A 22933-nucleotide genomic window follows, 5' to 3' on the forward strand; every position below is an offset into this window, starting at 1 on the left:
TTGCATACGGGGTTAAAAATTATATCAATATAATTTTACCGGTTGTTTGCAAGTAGTGTTTTCTGTTGTGATATGTAGATATTTCAATCGATAAAGTGAATCGGATTATATTTTGAAATAAGGACATGAAAGCTTGAAAATAAAGGGAATGAAAATACTTCTTTACGTTATATAAACAGCTGTGTTTAAATGACCTTACAGTACAAAACTTATATGAAAACAAAACGAAATTTCATATTTACGTATGTTGTTTAGTTTAAAATGAATAATATTTTTATGTAATATATTCACTGTGTGAATGTGGGAATTTCGATGAAATAGAAAATTTATACAATATTATTCATACTAAACACATATGAAAAGTTTTATAAAAATAAGTAAGTACTGTAGCAATAACAGTTGGGAGAGATGGTTCATACATAGATCACGGTGAGAACGTTCTCTATTTTAACCATCTCAAATTATGGGCAAGAAAATAGAATAATAAAATGCGATAGTAATAGTTGCTAATACATAGGAGGAGTTAAAGTGAAAAAGACTTTAATTACAGGGTTATTGGTTACAGCAGTATCTACGAGTTGCTTCATTCCTGTAAGCGCTTACGCTAAGGAGGGGCAAACGGAAGTGAAAACAGTATATGCGCAAAATGTAATTGCTCCAAATACATTATCCAATTCAATTAGAATGTTAGGATCACAATCACCGCTTATTCAAGCATACGGATTAATTATTTTGCAACAGCCAGACATTAAGGTAAATGCGATGAGTAGCTTAACGAATCATCAAAAGTTTGCAAAGGCGAATGTACGAGAGTGGATTGATGAATATAATCCGAAGCTAATTGACTTAAATCAAGAGATGATGAGATACAGCACTAGATTTAATAGCTATTATAGTAAGCTCTATGAACTAGCAGGAAACGTAAATGAAGATCAGCAAGCAAAAGCAGATTTTATGAGTGCATATGGAAAATTACAATTGCAAGTACAAAGCATCCAAGAGAGTATGGAGCAAGATTTATTAGAGTTAAATCGATTTAAAACAGTATTAGACAAAGATAGTAACAACTTATCAATTAAAGCCGATGAAGCAATAAAAACACTACAAGGATCAAGTGGAGATATTGTGAAATTAAGAGAAGATATTAAAAGAATTCAAGGAGAAATTCAAGCTGAACTAACTACTATTTTGAATAGACCTCAAGAAATCATTAAAGGTTCTATTAATATCGGTAAACAAGTATTTACAATCACAAATCAAACTGCACAAACGAAAACAATTGATTTTGTTTCTATCGGTACTTTAAGTAATGAAATTGTAAATGCTGCAGATAGTCAAACGAGAGAAGCAGCTCTTCGCATTCAACAAAAGCAAAAAGAGTTATTACCACTTATTCAAAAGTTATCACAAACTGAAGCAGAGGCGACTCAAATTACATTCGTTGAAGATCAAGTAAATAGCTTTACAGAATTAATTGATCGTCAAATTACAACTTTAGAAACGTTATTAACGGATTGGAAAGTTTTAAATAATAATATGATCCAAATTCAAACGAATGTTGAAGAAGGCACGTATACAGACAGTAGTTTACTTCAAAAACATTTCAATCAAATTAAAAAAGTAAGTGATGAAATGAATAAGCAAACAAATCAATTTGAAGATTACGTTACAAACGTTGAAGTACATTAAACAGAAAAATAATTAGCGATATAGGGAGAGAAGAAAAATGACAAAAAAACCTTATAAAGTAATGGCTCTATCAGCACTGATGGCAGTATTTGCAGCAGGAAATATTATGCCGGCTCATACGTATGCAGCTGAAAGTACAGTGAAACAAGCTCCAGTTCATGCGGTAGCAAAAGCTTATAATGACTATGAAGAATATTCATTAGGACCAGAAGGCTTGAAAGATGCAATGGAAAGAACAGGTTCAAATGCTTTAGTAATGGATCTGTATGCTTTAACAATTATTAAACAAGGTAATGTTAACTTTGGAAATGTATCGACTGTTGATGCAGCTTTAAAAGGAAAGGTGATTCAGCATCAAGATACAGCTAGAGGAAATGCGAAGCAATGGTTAGATGTATTAAAGCCACAGCTTATTTCAACGAATCAAAACATCATTAACTACAATACGAAATTCCAAAACTATTATGATACTTTAGTTGCTGCAGTTGATGCAAAGGATAAAGCGACTCTTACGAAAGGCTTAACTAGATTATCAAGTAGTATTAATGAAAATAAAGCGCAAGTGGATCAGTTAGTAGAAGACTTGAAGAAATTCCGAAATAAAATGACTTCGGATACGCAAAACTTCAAGGGTGATGCAAATCAAATTACATCTATATTAGCTAGTCAAGATGCAGGAATTCCGCTTCTGCAAAATCAAATTACAACGTACAATGAAGCGATTAGTAAATATAATGCAATTATTATCGGTTCATCTGTTGCGACAGCTCTAGGACCAATTGCAATTATCGGTGGTGCAGTAGTTATTGCTACGGGTGCAGGAACACCGCTAGGAGTAGCATTAATTGCAGGTGGTGCAGCAGCTGTAGGCGGTGGTACAGCTGGAATCGTATTAGCGAAGAAAGAGCTTGATAATGCACAAGCAGAAATTCAAAAGATAACAGGACAAGTTACAACTGCGCAATTAGAAGTAGCAGGATTAACGAACATTAAAACACAAACAGAGTATTTAACAAATACAATTGATACTGCAATTACAGCGTTACAAAATATTTCAAACCAATGGTACACAATGGGATCAAAATACAATTCTTTACTTCAAAATGTGGATTCAATTAGTCCAAACGATCTTGTTTTCATTAAAGAAGATTTAAACATTGCGAAAGATAGCTGGAAAAACATTAAAGACTATGCAGAAAAGATTTATGCTGAAGATATTAAAGTAGTAGATACGAAAAAAGCATAATCGAATACGAATCGTTAGGGCGTTAAGTGTTGATGAATGATTTGAAGCTCCTGTTCAGTTGTGAGCAGGAGCTTTTGATATCCTTATAAAGAGAATAGGTGAAAAATATGCAGAAACGATTTTATAAAAAATGTCTTTTAGCGGTAATGATTGCTGGGGTGGCAACGAGTAACGCATTTCCTTTACATCCTTTTGCAGCAGAACAAAATGTAACGGTGCTACAAGAAAATGTGAAAAACTATTCTCTTGGACCAGCAGGATTCCAAGATGTAATGGCACAAACGACATCAAGCATATTTGCAATGGATTCATATGCAAAATTAATTCAAAATCAACAAGAGACGGATTTAAGTAAAATAAGTTCGATTAATAGTGAATTTAAAGGAAATATGATTCAGCATCAAAGAGATGCAAAAATTAATGCAGCATATTGGTTAAATAATATGAAGCCTCAAATTATGAAAACAGATCAAAATATTATAAATTACAATAATACTTTTCAATCGTATTATAATGACATGTTAATAGCGATTGATCAAAAGGATAGCGGAAAATTAAAAGCGGATTTAGAAAAGTTGTATGCAGATATTGTAAAGAATCAAAATGAGGTAGATGGATTATTAGGAAATTTGAAAGCTTTTCGCAATAGAATGGCGAAAGATACAAATAGTTTCAAAGAAGATACAAATCAGTTAACAGCGATATTGGCAAGTACGAATGCTGGTATTCCAGCTCTAGAGCAACAAATAAATACATATAACGATTCGATTAAAAAGAGTAATGATATGGTCATTGCTGGTGGCGTACTTTGTGTAGCATTAATAACATGTCTTGCTGGCGGGCCAATGATCGCGGTTGCGAAAAAAGATATCGCAAATGCAGAAAGAGAAATCGCTAATTTAAAAGATAGAATTTCAGGAGCGCAAGCAGAAGTCTTAATTTTGACTGATGTAAAAAATAAAACAACAAACATGACAGAAACAATTGATGCAGCAATTACAGCACTACAAAACATATCAAATCAATGGTATACAGTAGGTGCAAAATATAATAATTTACTACAAAACGTAAAAGGAATTAGTCCGGAAGAGTTTACGTTTATAAAAGAAGATTTACATACAGCGAAAGATAGCTGGAAAGATGTAAAAGATTATACAGAAAAATTACATGAAGGCGTGGCGAAGTAAACAGTGGACTAGTTCTGCTGTTTATTTTTTTATCTTGTTTTTTTGTAAGGGTTGAACTTGCAATTATATATAAGTTTGTCATGTATTTTTATATTTTTTATAAATTCTAAAAGGACATTCCCTATTGTTGGTATGATAGACAGAAACTGTTTTTTTAGAACAGGAGACAATAAATAGGGAAAATAACATTAGGATTATTAGTTATATTTCTACTTATATTTCTACTTATATTTATGTGCATGTCTTTAGTAGGAGATGAGAATATGGGTTCCTTAACTCCTAATCTGATTTCAAAGGAAAAATATTTAGAAATTGATTCTGTTGCTGGAGGTACATTTAGAGATTATGGTCAAGAAGCAGAAGCAGTGTTTGAAAAACTAAGTAGTCAGAAAAATGTTGAAACAAAAAAGATTTTTTGAGGAAGAAATTTTTGAAGAATCATTATAGACTTTTACTTTATTAGTATTAACTGAAACTTATTCACTTAATTTCCTATCAGAAATTATAAAGTGAAAACAGAACATGAAATACGCAAAAAATATCACAGGGCAGATCCTCAAAATATTTCAAAATCCACCCTGTGATCATATACTCATTTACAAGTGAAAATAATTAATACCCTAAAATATCTATTTCAGCTGCTGAAGCAAATCCATTCTGTCCTTTCGTTACTTCCACTTTTACATACTTTGCAGTAACTGGGGTAAATGTTGCCGTTTTCTTATCACTATTATTTTCCCATGTTCCTGATGATATTTTGTCATACGTAATGCCATCTACACTCGTATAAATATTGTAAGTTAAAATACGGCCATTTTCTGACCAATCTTGCCTTGGAAGATATGCCAATTGTGAAATGGTACGTGTATCACCAAGTTCTAGTGTCAAATTGTAAGGATATTGATTTGGTGTCCAAGTACTATGCCAAAATGTATCTGTTTTTCCATCTATCGCCTTACTAGCTGAGCCCGTTGATTCCTCACTATTTGCACTTGCCTTCATTATTTTTTTTGACAATACAGCAAGTGGTTTAACAGGTTTAGCATCCGTCGCTTCCCATATAGGTGCAATTAATGTTGGATTGTTTAAAGCTTCTACTTTTTGTCTCGTTTCTTGTGTTGCTTTCAATCCCCATTTATCAAAGAATGGCAGTACATTTTGTTTTGCTATTTTCGATGTATTGTAAATAAATGCCTGTATTTTATCCTCGTCTGTTTTGGGAAGTTGATCCTCTGGTATCTCACGATATAATTTGTGGAGATTTGGATAAAAATCATCCCCATATGCCAAATGAAGTTGCCAAAGCATAACAAGTTTTACAAACAGGTCGTCAATATTTTTATATTCCTTATTTGTTTGTTTTAAATACGCAAAAGCTCTATTATAATCTCCCTCTGTATCTAAACGTGTTGGTATATTTGGGTATATTTTCTTGAATGCAGCTAAAGAATATAGATTATTAGTTACTTCACCCATACCTCTTAAATCATTCCACGTCCATGGATATTGTTGTCGTGCATGTCCCGCTTCATGCATTTGTCCCCACCCAAACTCATTGACATTTAAAGTACTTTTGATAGCTTCACCAGCAGTCGTAAAGACGGCTCCATCCCAACTTGCATACATGCCCCAACTTTGTGCGTTAGGATTTTCTACAAAGGCCCAAATACGACGAGTTGAACGATGTAAAGGATTAGGATCTGTTTCAGATAGCCCTGCTAACTTGTCTTGCGCTCGAATCATTTCATCATATTTATTTAATAGGGGCACAGGATCTTGATTTACAATATATTTATTGGCACTATCACGAGTTACAGTTAGCACCGCTCGTTCTGATTTCAATTGTACTGCATGTGCATTTGGATAGTTGTTCATCATGGCAATCCAGTCTGCTTTTGTGTGTTTCCCTAATACAAAGAAAGGAATAGGGCTACCGCCTTGCGTTACTTGCACCTTAACTGTTCCTGTGCTTTGAAAATTATCTAACCCTAATACGCCGCCGTTTGGTGAAGAGATGGTATTAGAGCCAGGTGAAAGATCAATTTCTTTTCCCCATTCTTTATCATATTGATGTGTCCCAATAATGGCTCTAATCTTTTGCGTTCCTGATACTGTAATTGTAACCTGTTCATTAGGTTTCACATATATGCCTGTTGGCATATAATTTTTTTGCTCACTTCTTTTTTCTCTTTTTGCTTCATCCCAAAAACTTCCTGTACCTGGAAGGTCAAACTCTCTTTGTTCAAATTGAGTTGCAGTTTGTGCAGTTTCAGCATGTACATCTAAATTGTTTGACATAATAGGTGTAAATAACGTGGTTGCTAAAATAGCAGATGTTGCAAACACCTTTATAGTTTTTTGTAATCTACAATTCTTTCTTCTGTTCATATAGATCAGTCCCTTCGTTAAAATTCATTATTACTTACATACGAAATATCAGTTTTTTCACTAATGCCGAAAGTGGATTTTTTAAATTCACACTTATAAAAAAATGTTGATGATATTTTTAGATGAGTAAAAAAAAGCATAGTAACACTTCAAGTTCCCTTCCTGATTAATTTAGAAACACATTACCTTCATTGATTTCTTAAATCACTCCTCTAAGTAAACAATTAAGATAAATGTCCTATCTCAAAGCTCCTTTCCTAATTTTGGGATTACGAATTAAGTATAGTTCAAAAATAAAGTTATACAATTGAGAAAAATTAAAATGTTAAAAAATTACATTCTCGTAAAATTTTTAACATTTACTAAAAAATATTTGTTATAGAGAGGAGATTCACATACCCATCAAGCTAAACTTTTGAAATATCTCCAAAACGAAAATTCTATCTCTTCATAATTATTCATACAATCCGATTCAGTTTTCCTTTCTATGGGGGCAATTTAACTCTTAACTTGATGGGCATGTGGCGTTACCTCTAGGAGATAGCTTCATCTAGATAGGATAATGTAAACATGAAAAAATAGGTAAAGTGGAAACACGTTTGTTTATTTGCAAAATGAATAAAAAGAAAACCCCCTTGCAGATAAATGTAAGAGGGTATTTTTGAGCAGTAATTTCGTATCCATGTGTGCGTAAAAATTTTTCCGTTATCGCTCCCTTTGATAGAATCTATTTTTATATGGTTTTTTACCGAATTTTTTAAAAATTAAATTTTATGGCTTGATAATTCATTTAAAATGATTTAATCTTATGTCAAATGATATGTTTATCTATCAAAAATGCTTTTGTAAAGATAAAGGAGTGATTGAGAATGTTAAACGCCCCATTGATGGTAAGTCTTTAGGTACAGCAGCATTGAAAAGATTGGGAAGAACTGAGTGAGCTTTCACAATAAAGAACTCTATAACTTTATGTAGTGTTTGATACCCTTCGATTAGATTTTTTGAAAAACAAATCAATATTAATTGAATCAAAGTTTAGAAATTAAATATATGAGTAGTAGAAAAAATCCATTAGTTGTTATCATGTTCTAATAAAAAATGGGAAATGGAAATTCTGAGAAAACCTGTTCAGAAAGTAAGTTAGTGAGGGGAATTCAAAACCAATTTAATAAAAGCGAGGTAAATAATATGACTTTTGAAGAAAAATTACAAGCATATGCAGAACTTACGGTGAAAATCGGTGTCAATATTCAACCAGGGCAATACTTATTAGTCAATACATCAGTGGATGCATTGGATTTCGCCCGTATAGTTGTGAAAGAGGCTTATAAGGCTGGGGCAGGGCTTGTTCATGTTAATTTTTCGGATGAAGAAATGGAACGTGCTTACTTTGATTATGCCTCAGATGAAGAATTTAATCGCTTCCCAGAGTGGATAGTCAAAATGAATGATGAGCTGATCGAACGTAAAGGAGCACTATTAATGATAGATGCTACAGATCCTGATAAATTTACAGGTATTTCATCTGATCGTCTAGCTACCTATCAAAAGGTAGCAGGAGCTGCTCTGAGAAACAATCGCAACGCCGTAATGAAGGATTCAATAGCTTGGTCGATGGTAGCAGTTCCTTCACCAAAGTGGGCATCGAAGGTGTTCCCAGGTTTAGCAACTGAGGATCAAGTACCAGCATTATGGGAGGCTATTTTTAAAGCTGTTCGTATTGGTGACGGCAGTGCTATTGAAAAATGGCGTGAACATGTAACAAATTTAGAATCTCGTGCGGTCCTACTGAACGATAAAAAATATATGAAGCTTCACTATACAGCGCCAGGTACTGATTTAACAATTGCATTAGCACCACAGCATAAATGGGTTACTGGAGGTGGTAAAACTCCTGATGATACTATCTTTATGGCTAATATGCCGACAGAAGAGGTTTATACGTTACCGATGAAACAAGGTGTAAATGGCTATGTAAGCAATACAAAACCATTAGTTTATCAAGGGAATATTATCGATGGCTTTAAACTGACATTTGAAGAAGGAAAAATTGTTAAAGCTGAAGCACAGGTAGGACATGATTTATTACAAGAGCTTATTAATGTGGATGAAGGCTCTTGCTATTTAGGTGAAGTAGCACTTGTACCACATGAATCACCAATTTCAGCATCGGGAATTTTATATTTTAATACATTGTTTGATGAAAATGCATCGAACCATTTAGCGATTGGTAAAGCTTATCCAACTTGCTTAGAGGGTGGAAGAGATTTAGAAAACGATCAGCTTGAAACGTTAGGGGCAAATATTTCAGTAACACATGAGGACTTTATGATTGGCAGCAGTGAGATGGACATTGACGGTATTCTACCAGATGGAACTGTAGAACCAATTTTTCGTAAAGGTAGCTGGGCATTTTAAGTTTTTAATTTGAATAAAGGAGTAGAGTGGATGAAACGGTTACTAAGCATAATTGGTGCAACTATATAGGTGTTTCATCTGCTTTTGCTTAGGCTGAAAACTACCTCTTTAATTAGAAGTAAAATGCATGCAAAGGAGATAGGCCAATGAATTTCTGGGAAGTTGTTTTGATAGTAGTGAATTTTAGTCTATTGAGTTGGATACTGTTAATAGGCAGAGAAACGAAAAAGTGGTCTAAATTAGCTACTTTGATTGCCGTTGTAATGGTTACAGTTCAGTTATTGGCAGAAGGTTTTAGGTGGCAGATGATTCCGGCATATGTATCCCCAGTTATCTTAATTTTATGCTATTTATTAGCTGGGCGGAAAAAGGGCTTTAGAAGTTCGGGTATATTCATAGTTAAGACTTCGTTACTATGTATCTATTTGTCTGTAGCAGTTGCGCTACCCTTACTTATGCCAGTATTTTCATTTGAAGAACCAACTGGTCCACATAGGGTCGGTACGAAGCTATATCATTGGGTTGATCATCAGAGAAATGAATCATATTCAAAAAATCCAAACGATCGGCGCGAACTGATGGTGCAAATTTGGTATCCTGCAGCTGAAAAAAGCAAGGGGGATCCAGAACCTTATATTCGTAACATAAATGAGCTCTCCAAGGGATTGGAAAAAACATTGTCTATTCCTGCATTTGCATTCAGCCACATGGAATTGGTAAAGTCTCATTCGTTTATGGATTTACAACTCTCAGACTCAGAGAATCACTATCCCATATTACTCTTCTCTCATGGTTTTAATGGTTTTCGTAATCAAAACACGTTTCAAGTTGAGGAGTTGGCTAGTCAAGGATATATTGTTCTAAGTATCGATCATACCTTTGATGCTGCAGCTACCGTCTTTCCAGGTGGTCGAACTGCTTACGTACAGCCCATCAATTTAACTGATGAAGGAGATAGTCACATAAAATTATGGGAGGAAGATGTCAGCTTTGTCCTTAATCAGATAGAGAAACTTAACGAAAACGATGAGACCGGTTTCTTTACAGGAAGACTGGATACCTCGCGAATTGGAATGTTTGGCCACTCTTACGGTGGAGCTACCGCAGCACAAATACTTGCAAAAGATTCTCGTGTCAAAGCAGCTATCAATATGGATGGTACATTGTATGGTGAAATCTTGCCTGAAAGTGGCATTGGAAAACCATTTCTGCTCATGAATGCAGAAGAGCCTGATGAAGCAGATCCCTTTGAAGTGAGGGAGCGATACGGACGCGGGTTAGCTGGCGGTGGTATGTCAATGGTCATTCCTCATACGGATCATACAAGCTTTACCGATTTACATTTGTTCTCACCTCTGTTGCAAAGCCCAGGTGAAAATCCAAAGGAAGTTCATCGTATTATTAACGAATTCAGCCTGGCATTTTTTGACCAGTATGTAAAACAGAAGGATGACGGCTCAACCCTTAAAAGGCTGATAACCCAATACCCGGAAGTGAATTTTAAAATAAACCGATAACTTTATGCAGAAAGTAACTCGTACCATTTCCTTTGGCTCTTGTATTTATTACATTAAAGAATTTAATTTCTTCATCGTTATCTAAATAATGAAATACTAAAAATGAAACATTCAAAGTACTATCAGTTTCAGGAATATAATTCTTTTTGAAAAGCTACATTAAGCAGCTGGACACTTTATTTGAGATTGTTTATTATAATATCAAATGATATATTTATCTATCAAAAATGACGACTTTATATAGAAAAAGGGAGAGATTGACGATGAAGAAAGACTTGTCAGCGTTGAAGGAAGCGAGATTTAATGCAATTCTTGATTCAGCTACTATATTGCTTGTTGAAAATCCTACTGCTTCGATGAATGAAATTGCGGAATATGCGGGAATTGGAATTGCTACACTCCATCGCTACGTCGAAAGCAGGGAGAAATTGATGCTGTTCTTGGGCCATCGGGCTATAAAACTGGTAAGTGATACTGTAAACCAGATTCCACTGGATGAGGAAAGAAGCGAAAACTATATCCCGGAACTCATTGAAGCGTTAATCCCTTTAGGTGACAAAATCTATTTTCTAGGTCATGATGCATCTGTATTTAACAACAAAGAATTAGGTGAAGCAGAAGAGAAGCTGAGGGAACCCTTAAGACGCGTTATTGAATTGCTACAACAAAGAGGTTACTTTCAGCAAACAGTTAGCAGTGAATGGATTTTGAATACGCTTTATGCTCTGCTTTTCCATACCTGGGAACAGGTACATGAAGGAAATGTGGCTAAAAAATCTGCTGCAGAGCTTGTTTTAAATACATTTTATTATGGTTTCAAAGCTAAGGATGAATTGAGAGGGAAGTGAACTGATTCAAATCCATGATAATTAATATTAATAATATAGAAAGTGAAAAGGAGCAATAGGATAATGAATAAAATCTCTATTGTAAAGGCTGTTCATCAATCCATGGTCGGCGCCCAGCTAAATGTAATGGCATTGGAATACATGGCGTTTCCACTTGCAGGATCTGAGGAGAAGAACACAGTCGATTGGACATTTTATAAGCTATGGCGGCAGGAGAACAACCGTTTTAGTCATCAATACGCCTATGAAGCTCAAATGGACGGGAAAACTTTAGGGATGATTACTTGCTATCCCATACCCGTTTTAAATCGTCTTGCCTGGCCCACTTTTAAACAGCTGCTTTCGTTCCGAAAGCTGGGTTTTGTTGTTTATAACATTCTGAATATCAAAATGCTTTATTCCATGTTTACCTTGAAGGAGGGAGAAGATGACGAGTTTCACATCGGAACAATTGCCTTACTGCCCGAAAGTCGAGGACTAGGGATAGGTACCAGATTAATTGAGTTTGCTGAGGAACAAGCTTCGCTGCAAGGCTTTGCCAAATGCTCTCTGACGGTAAAGAAAGAGAACCAACTTGCCATTAAATTGTATCAGAGGATAGGCTACCAGATTACAGGTGAAATCAATAAACCAAAGTTATCGTTGTACAGAATGGTCAAAAACGTAGAACCTTACAACCATTTATAAAAAATTTGTACAGTATTAGAGGGTACCAGCACATGCCCATAAGCTTAAGGATTCAAAATTACCCCAAAGTAAAAAATGTACATTTTTTACAAGTTAACACAAAATTTTAGCTTGATAGTGATGGGATGAGGCTTCTATATAAAAAAACACAGTTTACACTCAAACTGTGTTTTTTCGACGTATAATGCTTTATCAACATCTCTTTTTATTCTTTAAAATCTGCAACAGAACCAGGCCCCTCCTCAAAGTATAAATTCCAAGGGAGGAACCGTTTTTTTATTTACTTATATACGTACAGCTGTACCACTGACAGCAACCATTAACATTCCATCACGTACAACTTCGTAATCTACGTCAATACCAACGATAGCGTTCGCACCTTTTTGTTTTGCAAGTTCTTTCATTTCGTCCATTGCAATATCACGAGCGTCTTTTAGCTTACTTTCATAAGCACCAGCACGGCCACCGACAACATCACGAACTGAAGCGAATAAATCGCGGACAATGTTTGCACCCATAATAGCTTCACCATTTACAATATCAATATACTCAATAATTTCTTTACCTTGAATTCCAGAAGTTGTTGTTACAATCATGACCGACACTCTCCTAATAAGTTGTAGTTTTGATAAGATTTCTTATGCCTTAGAAAAAGTGGTTCTGGTACCAAAAATACTCGATAGAAACATAGAGTATTTTTGCATCAAAACCTTCAATTACATATGTCTTGTTATGACATATGCAATTAAATAAAAGGAATAAAATTGTTTAACATATGTATCGCTATAACATATGCAAGGGATCTATTAGAAATAAGATAAGCCGCAGTAAGCATCACCGTGCCAGGTAAATATATAGTAAGATCCGAAAGTTGATTTGAATGAAGACCTGCAAAAATTATAATCGAAACGATGGATGCAATAGCAGTACCAACATATTCCGAAAAACGATTCACTAATATATGACGAAATATGATTTCTTCAATTATTGGCCCTATAATCCCAAATAGAAGTAATGTGAATATAATAGGCACCTCTGCGCCCCTTGTAAGGACCTGTTCTTGGTTCTCTGGCTGACCTATGTTTAGAAAATGCATAATAGAATTTTCCACAATTACCATAAGTAAAACCACCATAGGAATGCTTACTATTTTCAAAATTGTTTTCTCTTTAAAATAAGTAAAACTTTCAATAATTTCTTTCCTAAAGAAAATTATTCCTACAATAGCAGGTACAGTCAAACCGATGGCACTAAGAGCAAATTCTGATTCAACTAAATTACTGTTAGTTAAAAGTGATAGGCCAAATAATATGAACAAGCCAATTTGGAGTAGTGCAAACATTGTATAAACTATTAACATAATAATTTCTTTTTTATTCATTTTTATAAAGTTCACTTTATTGCCCCCGTAATTAAATTACCTATAATCTTTGATTTTTCTTTCTGCATAACGTTCTCCTTCTAAATATATTTATATTAAAAAACCGGACGGTTCGGTCTGAATCGAAATCTAATGATACTACAAGTTTCTAGTTTTTTAAACCCTTTTAACGAAATCAAAATGGTAAAAAGCAAATATATTTATATCTCAGTTGCTTTGTTACAATTTAATTCCAATAATCATTAATGATTAATTTTTTATAGAATGAAGTGAGAGTGGGGTGGTTCAAACACTTTAGCTAAACATATTAATAAAAATTATATATAATAATCATAGTCTATACGTTAAAATTAACTATATATTTTTACACCTTCTACAATTGTAGGTGAAATTAGTTGTATAACAGGACTGAATTAAATAATTGGACATGTTAATTTTGACAGAAAATTTATTTGAATGATATAGATAATACAATTTGATTACCTCTTTTCAAACTGTATTGTTTGAGGTTCACATAATATAGGGATGGATAATATATTTTTGTTCCAAACTTATTTATACTTACAAAAAAATTCAAGAAAATGGATGGTAAATATCACCTGGAATATTAAGCTCGTTTTTATTAGGAGGATTACAAAGTATGACTAAAGTTGATAAGATTAAAGAAAAAATTATTGAAACATCTTTATATTTATTTAATACTAATGGGATAACTCGCACATCCATACAGGATATAATGACAGCTACTGAACTACCTAAAGGATCTATTTATCGTAGATTCAAAAGTAAAGAAGAAATTGTCCTTGCTGCCTATGACAAAAGTGGTGAGATTATGTGGAGTCATTTTCATAAAGCAATGGAAAATAAAAAGACAGCAATCGATAAAATCCTTGCAATTTTCCTTGTATATCAAGATGCAGCTAATAATCCTCCTATTGCTGGAGGCTGTCCATTACTTAATAGCGCAATTGAAAGTACTGGAGTATTTCCAGAATTACAAAAAGCAGCAGCAAAAGGTTATGATGATACAGTAATGTTAATGGCTTCTCTCATAAAAGAAGGAATAGAGAAACAAGAACTTAAAGAAGATATAGATATTATATCGCTCGCTTCTTTTCTTGCATCTTCAATGGAGGGAGCTATTATGGCAAGTCGCGTATCTAACGATAATATACACCATCATTATTTTATTGAACAAATAAAACATCATCTTTTCTCTTATTCTAAATAAGTGAGAACTTGCAGTGTTTCCATCCGATTTTTATAAACTTAAATTGAATACATACCCCTTATGAACAGTATCTTTTGTTTATGAGGGGTATTTGAATAGCTTTTAGACGATGTTTCATGTTTCTTATTGAACGGCTTTGTTATCGTTACTACAGGAAAAGCAATAAAGAATTACATATAAACCGATTTATATGTTTTAAGTGTTTCTATATTGGGTTTGTAAATCTACACAATAAGGTTTCATTGTATATAATAAGTGGAATAGAAGTTCAGTTAGATAAAATTCGGTAGTCGAATTTTTTTGCATAAAGCTGTATAATGCTTGTAACGAAAGGGAAATACAGGAAGGGATTTGTAATGAGTTACTATGGAAAAAGATAAACAACAATTAAGCGTTGAAGTTGCAAGATTATATTATCAATCAGATTATAGTCAGCAAGAAATTGCTAATAAATTAAATATTTCAAGACCGACGATTTCTAGATTGTTAAAGTACGCGAAAGAAAAAGGGTTTGTTCAAATTAGCATCGCTGATCCATTTGCTGATTTAGATAACGTCGGGAATTTACTGAAAGAAAAGTACAACTTGTTAGAGGCACATGTGGTATTTTCTCCAGTGCCGGAATATGCAACGATTACAGAGTATATAAGTAAATATGCTGCTGAGTATATGGAAAAGACGGTTAAAAACGGTGATATTGTTGGTGTAAGCTGGGGCATGACTATGTATGAAATCGCTAGAAAAATCGTACCGCAACATGTAAAAGGGGTAGAGGTTGTCCAGCTAAAAGGTGGTATTAGTCATTCAAGTGTAAATACATATGCGAATGAGACGATAGCTTTATTTGCAGATGCTTTTCAAACGACGCCAAGAAATCTACCTCTTCCGGTTATATTTGATAATGCAGTGACAAAAGAATTAGTGGAACAGGATCGACATATTCATCACATTATCGAAATGGGAAAACAAGCGAATATTGCAATTTTCACTGTAGGAACAGTGCGAGACGAAGCGCTATTATTCCGATTAGGTTATTTCGATAAGGATGAAACAAATTTACTCAAAAAACAATCGGTCGGTGACATTTGTTCACGTTTCTTTGATGGAGACGGAAATATTAGTAGTGAAGAAATCAATAAGCGTACCATTGGAATTGAGTTAGAGGAACTGAAATTAAAGAAACGCTCTATTTTAGTTGCAGGTGGTAATAGAAAAATAAAAGCAATTGATGGTGCGTTACGTGGCGGGTATGCAAATGTATTAATTATCGATCAGCATACAGCAAAAGAACTGTTACATTATCAAAAAGGTTAGAAATAAAAGGAGTTCTCAAAATTAACATATTGAGAACTCCTTTTATTTTGTTATGTATGAATGATAGGAGTCTTTTTTGAACACAATTTGCCTTTTTAAAAATAATTATGGATATGGAGATACATACTACCATTGTTAACATAGAAAATTTGATTATATATGAACTGTTCTTTGTTAGAATGCGCTTTATTTACTACAAGAAAATGCTTTTTAAAAAAGAATGAACAAAATTTCAAAAGTGTATTTACATTTGTTCAACTAAGAGTTAGAATGAAGTTGTTAAAAGATATGAGGAGTGAAGATAATGAACATTGCAAAGTTAATTGACCATACAATTTTAAAAGCTAATACTACTAAAGAAGATGTTATGAAAGTAATCGAAGAAGCAAAGGAATATAAATTCGCTTCTGTTTGTATTAACCCAGCATGGGTAAAATTAGCGGCTGATGAACTAGCTGGACATGATGTAGACGTTTGTACTGTAATCGGTTTCCCATTAGGAGCAAGCACTACTGAAACAAAAGCATTTGAAACAAAAGATGCTATCGCAAAAGGTGCAACTGAAGTTGATATGGTAATCAACGTAGGCGCTTTAAAAGATGGCGATAACGAATTTGTTGAAAAAGACATTTATGAAGTAGTACAAGCAGCAAAAGGAAAAGCTCTTGTAAAAGTAATCATTGAAACTTGCCTATTAACAGATGAAGAGAAAGTACGTGCTTGTGAATTATCAGTAAAAGCTGGTGCTGATTTCGTAAAAACTTCAACTGGATTCTCAACTGGCGGAGCAACTGCTGAAGATATCGCATTAATGCGTAAAACAGTAGGACCAAACGTTGGTGTAAAAGCATCTGGCGGTGTTCGTACACGTGAAGATGCAGACAAAATGGTAGCTGCTGGAGCTTCTCGCGTTGGAGCAAGTGCTAGTGTTGCAATCGTATTAAATGATGCAAAAGGTGCTACAGATAACTACTAATCGATAAAAGCTTAAAGCAATAGATATACGTTTAAAGTATATCTATTGCTTTAATAATTGAAAAAAATGTAAGCGGATACGAATGGGAGGAAACGGCTTATGAAATACTTAATCGGTGTTTTTGGCCTCGTATTGATTTTAGGTATCGCTTGGCTTGCTAGTAATGATAGAAAGAAAGTCAAATATCGTCCAATCATAACGATGGTTATATTACAATTCATTTTGGGGTTTCTATTATTAAATACAAGTGTAGGGAATATATTAATTAGCGGAATAGCAGATGGTTTTGGAGAGCTATTAAAATATGCCGCTGACGGTGTGAATTTCGTATTTGGTGGATTAGTAAATCAAAAAGAGTTTTCGTTCTTTTTAAGTGTATTAATGCCAATCGTATTTATATCAGCCTTAATAGGTATTTTGCAACATATTAAAGTATTACCTATTATTGTGAAATCTATCGGTCTAGCATTAAGTAAAGTAAATGGAATGGGGAAACTAGAATCATATAACGCTGTTGCATCTGCGATTTTAGGACAATCTGAAGTATTTATTTCAGTTAAGAAACAACTAGGGTTATTGCCAGAGAAAAGAATGTATACATTATGTGCATCAGCAATGTCTACAGTTTCTATGTCTATCGTTGGATCATATATGGTGTTATTAAAACCACAATATGTTGTAACCGCTTTAGTGCTTAACTTATTCGGTGGTTTCATCATTGCTTCTATCATTAACCCATATGAAGTTACTGAGGAAGAAGATATGTTAGAAGTACAAGAAGAAGAGAAGAAGACCTTCTTTGAAGTATTAGGGGAATACATTATTGATGGATTTAAAGTTGCGATTACAGTAGCAGCTATGTTAGTCGGTTTCGTTGCTCTTATCGCATTCATTAATGCAGTATTTAAAGGTGTAATCGGTATTTCATTCCAAGAAATTCTTGGTTATGCATTTGCACCATTTGCATTTATTATGGGTGTACCTTGGCATGAAGCAGTTAATGCCGGAAATATTATGGCAACAAAATTAGTATCAAATGAATTTGTCGCTATGACAGATTTAGCACAAGGAAACTTTAATTTCTCAGATAGAACGACAGCGATTATCTCTGTATTCTTAGTTTCATTTGCAAACTTCTCTTCAATTGGGATTATTGCAGGGGCAGTTAAGAGCTTAAATGAAAAGCAAGGGAATGTAGTCGCAAGATTTGGTTTGAAATTACTATTCGGTGCAACATTAGTAAGTTTCTTATCAGCAACAATCGTTGGCTTATTATTTTAATAGATTTATATAATATAAAAAGGAATGGTGATTGTAATGAGAATGGTAGATATTATTGCAAAAAAACGTGACGGCAAAGAATTAACGACTGAAGAAATCAAATTCTTTATTAATGGATATACAGACGGAAGTATTCCTGATTATCAAGTGAGTGCGCTTGCAATGGCAATCTTCTTTAAAGATATGACAGATCGCGAACGTGCAGATTTAACGATGGCGATGGTTGAGTCTGGAGAAACGATCGACTTATCAGCAATTGAAGGAATTAAAGTAGACAAACATTCAACTGGCGGTGTTGGTGATACAACAACATTAGTATTAGGACCGTTAGTAGCTGCTTTAGATGTACCAGTAGCAAAAATGTCTGGTCGTGGTTTAGGACATACAGGCGGAACAATTGATAAATTAGAAGCGGTAGAAGGATTCCACGTTGAAATTACGAAAGAACAATTCATTGATATTGTAAACCGTGACAAAGTAGCTGTTATTGGACAAACAGGAAACTTAACACCTGCAGATAAAAAGATTTATGCATTACGCGACGTAACAGGAACTGTTAACTCAATTCCTTTAATCGCAAGTTCAATTATGAGTAAAAAAATTGCAGCTGGTGCTGACGCAATCGTACTTGATGTAAAAACAGGTGCTGGTGCATTTATGAAAACAGAAGAAGATGCAAAAGAATTAGCACATGCAATGGTACGTATCGGAAATAACGTAGGACGTCAAACAATGGCAGTTATTTCAGATATGTCACAACCTCTTGGATTTGCGATTGGTAATGCTCTAGAAGTGAAAGAAGCGATTGATACGTTAAAAGGTGAAGGTCCAGAAGATTTAACAGAATTAGTACTTGTATTAGGAAGTCAAATGGTCGTACTTGCGAAAAAAGCAAATACGTTAGAAGAAGCTCGTGAAATGCTAATTGAAGTGATGAAAAACGGAAAAGCAACTGCGAAATTTAAAGAGTTCTTAAGCAATCAAGGCGGAGATAGCTCAATTGTAGACAATCCAGAAAAAATGCCACAAGCAAAGTATGTAATTGATGTACCTGCAAAAACTTCAGGTGTTATTTCTAACATTGTTGCAGATGAGATTGGTATTGCAGCTATGTTACTTGGTGCAGGTCGTGCAACGAAGGAAGATGAAATCGATTTAGCAGTAGGATTAATGTTACGTAAAAAAGTTGGCGATGCAGTAAAAGAAGGCGAGCCTTTCGTAACAATCTACGCAAACCGTGAAAATGTAGAAGATGTAAAAGCAAAAATTTATGAGAATATTTCTATAGCTGAAACAGCAGTGGCTCCTAAATTAGTTCATACAGTTATTACTGACTAATCATCATTTCATTTACTTTGAGGGGGAAATAATATGGATAAGAAAAAATATATTGAAGAAGCAAACAAGATGTTATCGAAAGCGTATATTCCGTATTCTAAATTTCCTGTTGGCGCAGCGTTAGTTACGAAAGAAGGGAAAATCTATACTGGTTGTAATATAGAAAATGCTTCTTATGGTTTATGTAACTGTGCAGAAAGAACAGCAATATTTAAAGCGGTATCAGAAGGGGAGCGCGATTTTAGTTACTTAGTTATTACAGGAGAAACTGATGGACCGATTTCACCATGTGGTGCGTGTAGACAAGTAATTGCTGAATTCTGTGATCCGAAAATGCCTGTATTACTAACGAATGTAAAAGGTGATGAAAAAGAAGTGACTGTTGAGCAATTACTTCCAGGTGCTTTCACAATTGACGATTTAAAATAAGTTAAAAAGCCATTTTGCAATTATTAATTGCAGAATGGTTTTTTTGTTCATATTCCGTTCATAAACTTTGCGTAAAATGATTGCAGCGAATATGGAAAGTTTACAGCAGGAGGAATATAATGAAGAAATTCTATAATGCGGCATGTAGTTACTTATTGGTTTATGATTTTGCTAAAAAAGTCATTTAAATAGATAGGAGTGGAAAGTATGATAGCACTTTTATCAAGTGTCATAGCGGTTTGTATGGCTGTTGGGGTAATGTTTCTACGTTTTAAAGCAGCGAAAAAGCCGATAACGAAAAAGAAAATTATATTACCACCAATTTTTATGAGTACAGGCGCGATGATGTACTTTTTACCAGATTTTCGATTAACATCGTTAGAAATAGTCGAGGCAATTAGTATAGGGATTATTTTCTCTATTTTTCTTATTAAAACAACTAAGTTCGAAATAAAAGGCGAACATATATTTATGAAACCGTCAAAAGCATTCATATTCATTTTAGTAGGCTTATTAGCTGTACGCGTGGCATTAAAGTCATATTTAAGCCAATCAATTGATTTGGCAGAGTTAAGCGGAATGTTTTTCTTACTTGCATTTGCGATGATTGTGTCGTGGAGAATTGCGATGTATCGCTCGTTTACTAAATTAAAAAAGACAATAAAAAGAGCTGGAATTTCTATATAGGAAATCCAGCTCTTTTTATGTTTTATTAGAATTCTTTAGCTCGGAACTCATTTGCTTAATTTTAAACGTATTTGAGCATCTTGTAATGCAGCAGGTGTAACGTTAAGACCATTTTGATCAACAATTTTTGTGTTTAATAAAATGGAATCTAAGCTTCCACGAAATGTTTGTGTATAGTTTTGGCGCAACATTTGTTGTTCTTGTTTTTCATCAACTGTTAATCCATTCGCTTTTTCTTTTTTTGACAATTCGTTAATACGGAATAAAATGTTTTTCATTTGTTTCACCTCTAGTTAAATTTAATTACATTAGCTACTTACTAATGTATAGTTATTGTAACCTATCTTTTAATAAGTGTCAATGTCTATAAAATGCTTTGTTTTGTATGTGTATGGATGAGAGAGGATGTAAATGAATACTAATACTTGAAATAGAAAAGATGCCAATATACAATACTACGGTAGGGTATAAAGAGTTGTTGTTTTACATTATGAAAGTAATAAGTAAAAAGGAGTATGCAATAATGAATGCAGTAATTTCAAAGAAAGAAACAATCATCTCATATACGATTGCTATTTTATTTATTTTAGCTATGGTAACAGCTGGTGTGTTATTAAATGATCCGGAAGTCATTTTGCCGGAAATAGCAGCGATGGCAATTGCTTTATGGGCGTATCGTGAACCAGGATGGTTAAGACAACCAGAAAAAATCTTTATTGCACCGTCAATAACAGCTGTTATTGGTTTTGCAGTGAATCAAATGGATATTTTCTATATAGGAAAAGTTAGCTTAACACTTATATTAATGATGTTGTTTTTATGTGTTATTCAATCCAATTTAGCACCATCCATTGCGACAGGTTTATTACCGTTAGTAACAAATGCGACGGAATGGTCATTTGTTATCGCGGTATTTGCTTTAACATTTATTTTAATGATAGGTGTTCTTATATTTAAATTGAACAACGGTATTGAGCGAAAAGTGCAAATACAGTATAAATATATGACTGTATTTCTAATACTAAATTTCGTATGGATTAGTTTATGCTGGATAACTGGTTATGAACAATTAGTAGTTATTCCACCAATATTAGTTGTCGTGTATGAATCACTTCAAAAGCCGATGTACAATGAAAAAATGGCTTTTAAACAAATAGTCGTATTAACTGCATCTGCAACTGTTGGAACAATATTGTACTTTGCGATTGATTCATGGATTGTAGTCACTTTATTAAATATGATATTAATGCTTATTTTATTAAAAATTGTTGGTGTACGTATTCCAGCAGTGTATGCATTTCCATTATTGCCGCTCGTATTTCCAGATGGAATGATAAAGATGTTACCAGTAGCTTCATTTGTTGCGGGAGTATTTTTATTTGGTGCAGTACTACTGTATAAAAAGTGGGAGATGAAGCAAAAGGGCATGGCAATGTAGATAGAGTAAAGATAGCTTTTAATTAGTAAAATAAATAGACACCTGTGAGTGTCTATTTATTTTATGAAAAATTTAGTTTAATTCATTTAAGTAATGAACAAGTTCCGATGCTTTAGAGAAAAATGGAGAATGATCAGCTTCTAAAGTAATAATTTTCTTGCAAGGTGTTTCTGTATTCATTAGGCGTTGAAAATCAATTGGAATCGCTCTATCTAGAGTCGTTTCAATATAAATGCGATCTATGGCTCCAAAGTTTTCTTCAGATATTTTCAGCTCTTGTTGGAAGGGTCCTAGTGGTTGAGGACGCATTTGATTAAAAGATGCTTCTTTAATAGAACCGTCTTCTGTAGCATTTAAAAATGTTTGTTCAATTAGATTAGGTATAAGTTCAGCAGTCAAGTCATTTTCATTTATAGTGAATTGCGGGCCATCTTCTCCGTCTAATTTACTACCAAGACTTTCTCCATTTCGTGGTAAGAAAGCACAAAGATATACTAATTTATCGATTTTATTTGGTATAAGTTCAGCAGTTTGAGTAATAACGACTCCACCCATACTATGTCCAACAAGAATAACCTTTTCATTTTGTTGATTTATATTAGCTGTTACTGCATCAACATAGGAATCTAACGTTATATTTTGTGAAGGAGTTGTATCTTTCCCACTTCCAGGTAAGTCTAGTGTAATAACAGTGTGACCTAAAGCCTCTAGTTGAGGTTTTACTAATTCCCATGCCCATTCACCTTGCCATGCTCCATGTACTAAAATGTAAGTACTCATTTAATCAACACTCCTCTAGGGTATATAAGTTTCATCTATTTGTAATATTGATGATGTATACTCAGTGTAAATGAAGTGGTTTCATAAATATAATGAAG

General features: G+C 33.9%; 21 protein-coding genes. 16 read left to right on the forward strand and 5 right to left on the reverse strand.

The genetic code is table 11. The annotated features are described in order from the left end of the window. The first annotated feature begins 528 nt into the window (after window positions 1–528). The 4 genes from nheA to ACTL4X_RS09220 all read left to right on the forward strand — a co-directional run bounded on the left by nheA (window position 529) and on the right by ACTL4X_RS09220 (window position 4541). Entirely contained in the window at window positions 529–1689 is a 1161-nt protein-coding gene (gene nheA / locus ACTL4X_RS09205) for a non-hemolytic enterotoxin NHE subunit A (protein ID WP_000751828.1), read from the forward strand. 37 nt (window positions 1690–1726) lie between these two features. Next, entirely contained in the window at window positions 1727–2935 is a 1209-nt protein-coding gene (gene nheB, locus ACTL4X_RS09210) for a non-hemolytic enterotoxin NHE subunit B (RefSeq protein WP_000162976.1), read from the forward strand. A 107-nt stretch (window positions 2936–3042) separates the two neighbouring features. Then, window positions 3043–4122, forward strand: a complete 1080-nt coding sequence (gene nheC / locus ACTL4X_RS09215) for a non-hemolytic enterotoxin NHE subunit C (RefSeq protein WP_001171994.1) — start codon at window positions 3043–3045, stop codon at window positions 4120–4122. A gap of 239 nt (window positions 4123–4361) precedes the next feature. After that, entirely contained in the window at window positions 4362–4541 is a 180-nt protein-coding gene (locus tag ACTL4X_RS09220; protein ID WP_025687226.1) for a hypothetical protein, read from the forward strand. A 193-nt stretch (window positions 4542–4734) separates the two neighbouring features. Here ACTL4X_RS09220 and ACTL4X_RS09225 read toward each other — a convergent pair whose 3' ends face one another. Further along, window positions 4735–6510, reverse strand: coding sequence for a M60 family metallopeptidase (locus tag ACTL4X_RS09225; RefSeq protein ID WP_071740401.1), 1776 nt, complete (start codon window positions 6508–6510; stop codon window positions 4735–4737). Between the two features lie 1188 nt (window positions 6511–7698). Between ACTL4X_RS09225 and ACTL4X_RS09230 the strand changes: the two genes are divergently transcribed. The 4 genes from ACTL4X_RS09230 (at window position 7699) to ACTL4X_RS09245 (ending at window position 11980) form a co-directional block, all read left to right on the forward strand. After that, a complete protein-coding gene (locus tag ACTL4X_RS09230) occupies window positions 7699–8928 on the forward strand; it encodes an aminopeptidase (RefSeq protein WP_000141967.1) in 1230 nt (409 codons plus the stop codon). Between the two features lie 146 nt (window positions 8929–9074). Further along, complete coding sequence (locus ACTL4X_RS09235) at window positions 9075–10445, forward strand: alpha/beta hydrolase family protein (protein WP_441395016.1); 1371 nt, start codon at window positions 9075–9077, stop codon at window positions 10443–10445. A 263-nt stretch (window positions 10446–10708) separates the two neighbouring features. Continuing rightward, window positions 10709–11293 carry a TetR/AcrR family transcriptional regulator gene (locus ACTL4X_RS09240; protein WP_071740403.1) on the forward strand — a complete coding sequence of 195 codons (585 nt, stop codon included), beginning with the start codon at window positions 10709–10711 and terminating at the stop codon, window positions 11291–11293. Window positions 11294–11356: 63 nt separating this feature from the next. Then, entirely contained in the window at window positions 11357–11980 is a 624-nt protein-coding gene (locus tag ACTL4X_RS09245; protein WP_071740404.1) for a GNAT family N-acetyltransferase, read from the forward strand. Window positions 11981–12264: 284 nt separating this feature from the next. Here ACTL4X_RS09245 and ACTL4X_RS09250 read toward each other — a convergent pair whose 3' ends face one another. Next, the gene (locus ACTL4X_RS09250; protein WP_000637505.1) at window positions 12265–12576 is read right to left on the reverse strand and encodes a heavy metal-binding domain-containing protein; all 312 of its coding nucleotides are present in this window, start codon (window positions 12574–12576) and stop codon (window positions 12265–12267) included. A 149-nt stretch (window positions 12577–12725) separates the two neighbouring features. After that, entirely contained in the window at window positions 12726–13376 is a 651-nt protein-coding gene (locus tag ACTL4X_RS09255; RefSeq protein WP_061457041.1) for a CPBP family glutamic-type intramembrane protease, read from the reverse strand. 625 nt (window positions 13377–14001) lie between these two features. Between ACTL4X_RS09255 and ACTL4X_RS09260 the strand changes: the two genes are divergently transcribed. The 7 genes from ACTL4X_RS09260 (at window position 14002) to ACTL4X_RS09290 (ending at window position 20617) form a co-directional block, all read left to right on the forward strand. Beyond that, window positions 14002–14592 (forward strand): TetR/AcrR family transcriptional regulator, encoded by a 591-nt coding sequence (locus ACTL4X_RS09260; RefSeq protein ID WP_000169640.1) that lies wholly within the window; start codon window positions 14002–14004, stop codon window positions 14590–14592. A gap of 366 nt (window positions 14593–14958) precedes the next feature. After that, window positions 14959–15906 carry a sugar-binding transcriptional regulator gene (locus ACTL4X_RS09265; protein WP_000409781.1) on the forward strand — a complete coding sequence of 316 codons (948 nt, stop codon included), beginning with the start codon at window positions 14959–14961 and terminating at the stop codon, window positions 15904–15906. 304 nt (window positions 15907–16210) lie between these two features. Further along, a complete protein-coding gene (gene deoC / locus ACTL4X_RS09270) occupies window positions 16211–16882 on the forward strand; it encodes a deoxyribose-phosphate aldolase (RefSeq protein WP_001017436.1) in 672 nt (223 codons plus the stop codon). 99 nt (window positions 16883–16981) lie between these two features. Next, a complete protein-coding gene (locus ACTL4X_RS09275; RefSeq protein ID WP_000876188.1) occupies window positions 16982–18163 on the forward strand; it encodes a NupC/NupG family nucleoside CNT transporter in 1182 nt (393 codons plus the stop codon). A 36-nt stretch (window positions 18164–18199) separates the two neighbouring features. Further along, window positions 18200–19501 (forward strand): pyrimidine-nucleoside phosphorylase, encoded by a 1302-nt coding sequence (locus ACTL4X_RS09280; protein WP_002093946.1) that lies wholly within the window; start codon window positions 18200–18202, stop codon window positions 19499–19501. 33 nt (window positions 19502–19534) lie between these two features. Beyond that, window positions 19535–19930 (forward strand): cytidine deaminase, encoded by a 396-nt coding sequence (locus ACTL4X_RS09285; RefSeq protein WP_000358533.1) that lies wholly within the window; start codon window positions 19535–19537, stop codon window positions 19928–19930. A 207-nt stretch (window positions 19931–20137) separates the two neighbouring features. Beyond that, window positions 20138–20617 carry a CcdC family protein gene (locus ACTL4X_RS09290; protein WP_017656786.1) on the forward strand — a complete coding sequence of 160 codons (480 nt, stop codon included), beginning with the start codon at window positions 20138–20140 and terminating at the stop codon, window positions 20615–20617. A 47-nt stretch (window positions 20618–20664) separates the two neighbouring features. Here the strand turns inward: ACTL4X_RS09290 and ACTL4X_RS09295 are convergent, their stop codons facing one another. Further along, window positions 20665–20895 carry a DUF896 domain-containing protein gene (locus ACTL4X_RS09295; protein ID WP_000789773.1) on the reverse strand — a complete coding sequence of 77 codons (231 nt, stop codon included), beginning with the start codon at window positions 20893–20895 and terminating at the stop codon, window positions 20665–20667. A gap of 245 nt (window positions 20896–21140) precedes the next feature. On the opposite strand from ACTL4X_RS09295, the gene ACTL4X_RS09300 reads away from it, so the two are divergent. After that, the gene (locus ACTL4X_RS09300) at window positions 21141–22055 is read left to right on the forward strand and encodes a hypothetical protein (RefSeq protein ID WP_078386347.1); all 915 of its coding nucleotides are present in this window, start codon (window positions 21141–21143) and stop codon (window positions 22053–22055) included. A gap of 72 nt (window positions 22056–22127) precedes the next feature. Here ACTL4X_RS09300 and ACTL4X_RS09305 read toward each other — a convergent pair whose 3' ends face one another. Then, on the reverse strand, window positions 22128–22835 hold the full coding sequence (locus ACTL4X_RS09305) for an alpha/beta fold hydrolase (protein ID WP_071740405.1): 708 nt from the start codon (window positions 22833–22835) through the stop codon (window positions 22128–22130). Window positions 22836–22933: the final 98 nt, after the last annotated feature.

Source organism: Bacillus sp. RE35 (assembly GCF_052146655.1).
In the GTDB taxonomy this organism is placed as follows: domain Bacteria; phylum Bacillota; class Bacilli; order Bacillales; family Bacillaceae_G; genus Bacillus_A; species Bacillus_A cereus.